At 42.2% G+C, this 4,462-nt stretch carries 1 protein-coding gene; it reads right to left on the bottom strand.

Features of this window, described 5'->3' with window-relative positions:
- Positions 1-4,462, bottom strand: a 4,462-nt coding sequence (locus tag B3I52_RS15675) for an N-6 DNA methylase (protein WP_293303148.1), incomplete at both ends; no start/stop codon positions are given.

The following is a 4,462-nucleotide window of genomic DNA, read 5'->3' as shown; positions in this document are numbered from 1 at the left end:
TCGTCCATACTGCCCTCGTCAATGGTTCGTTTACCGAGATTGTTGTTTTTTAATTGGTCTATAAAAAGTTGCTTATTATACAACAGGTTAAACTTATAGCTATCCAGTGATTTTTCTACAGCATAGATGACTACATCTACTTTGTTATCAGCAAAGAACTTGGCAATCTCATTGCCTTTTCTTACAGCCCTGCCGTCACGTTGGGCAAGGTCGCTTGGTCGCCACGGTGTATCAAGGTGATGAACGGCAACAGCTCTTTTTTGTGCGTTTACGCCTGTACCCAACATACTTGTTGAACCGAACAACACACGGATTTTTCCCTCGTTCATACCTTTGATAAGCTCCCTGCGTTGCTTATCATTTTTAGCTTCTTGTATAAAACGGACTTCATGTGTAGGTATGCCGTGGTCTTCCACAAGCTTGCGTTTAATTTCGGAGTACACATTCCATTCGCCCGGCTTGTAGGTTCCCAAATCGGAAAAAACAAACTGTGTTCCTTTTTGTGCATTGTATTGGTTGTAATACTTGGCAATGTTTGCTGCACAGTGTGAAGCTTTGCTATCGGGATGGTCATCATACCTACCGCTAACCATACGCATATCCAGCGACATCTTACGAGCATAATCTGTAGCGATGAGCATTTTTGCTTTTTCCTCACTTTGACTTAGCGGAGGTCTGCCCAACAGTTCTGCATTTCCAGTTTTGGCAAAATCCATCAACTTTTGGATAAATACTGATTGGTCTGGCGTAGGCGGTATATTATATAGAACCTCGTTCTTATTTGGACGGTCAATACCTATATCTTTCGCCGTTCGGTAATCCGTAATTTCCGAGTAAAACTGTGCCAATTCCGGTACTTTGATAAAGTAACGGAACCGTTCTTTCGCTACAATATTATTGGCAACTGAGAATTCATAGTCGGTTGTTTTCCTTGCGTAGATAGCCGCCCACGCATCAAAAGAATGAATACCTTGTTTTTCCATTGCTCGTGGCCGGAGGTATTTAAACAGCAGGTACAGTTCCGTTAATGAATTACTAATCGTTGTACCCGAAAGAAAGGTTGCTCCCATATCCGCATTAGTGCGCTCCTGAATGGTACGGATAGCAAAGAGTAAGTTCAACGCCTTTTGACTTCCGTCCACATTACCCAACCCGGCAACCCTTGTATGCCTTGTGTTAAACATCAAGTTTTTGAATTGGTGGCTTTCGTCCACAAACAAATGGTCAATGCCCATCATCTTAAAATCCACCACATCATCTTTGCGGTTCTCAATATCATGTTGCAGGGTTTTGAGCTTTACTACGAGATTTTCTTTCCGTTTGATTACTCCAGCAAGCATTCCTTTGGTAACTTCTTTGCCTTGCGATTGCAGGGCATCAAGGTTACGTTCTACGCTGTCTAATTCTATTTCTAGGATCTCTTTTTGAATTTCGGACGATTGTGGTATCATCCCGAATTGGTCGTGTGTGAGAATTACGCAATCCCATTCGTTGTTTTTAATATCGCCGAAAATACGCAGACGTTTTTGAGGCGTAAAATCCTCCTTACCCGGAAACAGGATTTTTGCATGTGGATAGGCAGTGCGGTAGGCTTCGGCAATTTCGTGAACATTACTTTTCAGCCCAATTATCATCGGCTTATGGGCTAATCCCAAACGTTTCATTTCTTGTGCTGCTGTACACATTACGAGTGTTTTTCCTGCACCTACTTCGTGGTCGCAGATAGCACCATTGCTAAGCTTAATCATCCAAACGGTGTCCTTTTGGCTTGAATACAAATCTTCAATACCGAGTGCCTTACGGTCTAAGCCCGGAAAATCCTGATGCGTTCCGTTATAGTTCGGTCGAACGAAACAGTTAAACGTATCGTTGTATTGATCGGTCATCCTTGTTTTGAACTCATCGCTTTGTGCGTGCAACCATTCTGTAAATGCGGTACGGATTTCGTCAATCTTGGTATTCGCCATTTGTATGGCTTCCATATCCCGTACCTTGACTTCCTTATCATCAATAAAGATTTTTTTTGTAATATCGGGAGTGGTATTTACGAGTGCGTGTTTGAGAAGAGCAATTCCGTCAAACGTTCGGCTTTCGGCTTTAACAGCATATTTATCCCATATATGCACATTTTTTTGATCACATTTTATATTGAAATCATCACTGCTTTCAGCATAATGGATGCGTACATCTGTATCGAAAAGATGTGAAGCAAATCGGGCATAAATGCCTGTGGGTATCCAGCGTTCGCCGAGGTTAAAATCGAGTTCCTCAAACTCAATTCGTCTTGGTCGAGCTTCTTCCAAAACAGTAAGACTTGCTTTGGCATCGGTATCATCAGGATTATTTCCGATGTAGGTTCTTATGTCTTGGGCTTTCTCAACTACGTTTCCTGCAATCCAGCGTTCGGATATTTCATATTCCTTTTGTAGCGGATTGTAGTAAATACGACCATGTAAGGCTTCTTTCAACGCATCATCGGTCATACTGCTGATTTCAGACATATAGCTCAAATCCACGCTGCCATATTTGTTTAATGAAGCCGCTAACGCTTCTTCGGGATTGTCCGTTGCAATGCTTACCGTAGAAAAACTAACAGGTCGGCTGAATATATCCGCTTTGTGTACCACACCACCAACAACACGCTCCAAATAAGGGATTTCCTTACCCGAACTGTCTGTTTTGATGAGCTTGATATTATCCGCACTGTTGAGGTTTCCATACCTTTTGACAAAGGCATCGTAAAGGCGGTTAAGATTTTCCCTTTCTTCTTTGTATTCAGTTTGAAACTTTGCTTCTTTAGTATAAAGCTCTTGGTAAACATCACGCACCCCGATATATGCTTCGGCTCTTGCTTTCTGTAAGGATGATAATTGCAGGGGATGGAAAATAGCCTTACCGTCTGCCATATCTACATCTTGCAGATGACCGACCCAACCTTTATCCACCACAAGACAATCGCTACGGTGGAACGGTTGCAGTTCGCCACTATACAGAGTGGGTTCGGGAACAATGTTAGTTATGCTTGGCTTTTCAGTTTGTTCGTTTCCGTTGATACCCGAAAACAGGTCGCCTACAGCTTCCTGTTTTTTGCCATTGGCTGATGTATTTCCATTGATAGCCCTATTAGTAATAGGAAGCGTATAGGGTTGCTGTATTGAACTACTACTGAACAGGTCGGGCTGGCGACCCATTGCACGGCGGTTTGTTTTAATGCTTTGCCTTTTGGATTGTGTCGCTCTTTTGGGCGGAGCAACAACCATTACAGGCTCGTCAACACTTTCAAACAGGTCAAAAATGCTTAGTTGCTTTAATCCCTTTGGGCTTTCCCGATGAATTACAGATGTGGGTATTGGTTGTGGTTTTTGTTGAATAGTTACAGGTTCGATAATTAGAGGTGTAACGTTTGGTGTCGGTATAACAGGCTCATCGTTCCGTTCGCCATTGTATAAGTTCAAATTCAAGTGCTTGCCAAAATCTTTGGAAAGCATTAGTTTGAGATCATTGGCAATTCCCTCAACGCCGCCTTTATGTGTATAGATTAGGGCTGGTTGTCCATAAGGGTCGGTATCTAATTTCCGGTCGGTATGCACAATCCTTGTGCTGTCCTGAAAGAAAGCATTGCCAGGTGTATTGTATTCCGTTTGCTTGCTTTGACAAAATAGTTTTTCAACTTCGGTAAGGCTTTGTTTTACCGTGTTTTTTTGCAGAATAATCAGATCGCTTCCGACTTCCGTACCTGCATATTCGGTAAACAGGTTGTTGGGCAACCGGACAACCGAGACCAAATTGTTGTTCTCCATTAATGCCCTGCGTATCGGTTCATTCTTTGGGCTGTTTAAAACGCCTTGCGAGGTAATAAAAACCTGTAAACCACCCTCACGGAGCATATCATTTCCTTTCAAAAAAAAATAGTTATGAATACTTCGGGAAGCCTGCACTTTTGAACTGTCCTTGCTTCGGGAATAGGAAAGGTCGAATACCGAAGTATCGCCAAACGGTATATTGCTGGCGATTACATCATAGCTATTTCGTTCCTTTTCGGCAATTTCCTCAAAACCACTTATACGAATATTACTTTCTGGATAAAGCTGTTTTAAAATCTTGCCTGTCAACAAATCCTTTTCAAAAGCCGTAATACTGGCTTTTTGATTTTCTGAAAAAGACTGTATAAATGAGCCAATACCTGCCGATGGTTCGAGGAATTTATCAATATGCAGACCATTATCCCGCAAAGCGGATGAAATGGCATCTATAACCTTTGGCGGTGTATAAAAAGCCGTCAGTACAGAACTTTTCATACTATCCACATACCTGCGGTATTGTTTTTCGTCTTCGGAATTCTCTTTGAGTAGTTGGTGGAGTTCCTGTGTGAATGGAAAAAGGTCGTGTTCTGTTTTTCTCCAATGATTGATGTCTATTTCGTTTTCTACGGGGTTCAGCACGAATTTAAGACCGCCAAATC

It is taken from the genome of Pedobacter sp. UBA4863, from assembly GCF_002399615.1.
Lineage (GTDB): Bacteria > Bacteroidota > Bacteroidia > Sphingobacteriales > Sphingobacteriaceae > Pedobacter.
This window is presented reverse-complemented; position numbering and strand designations above follow the sequence as displayed.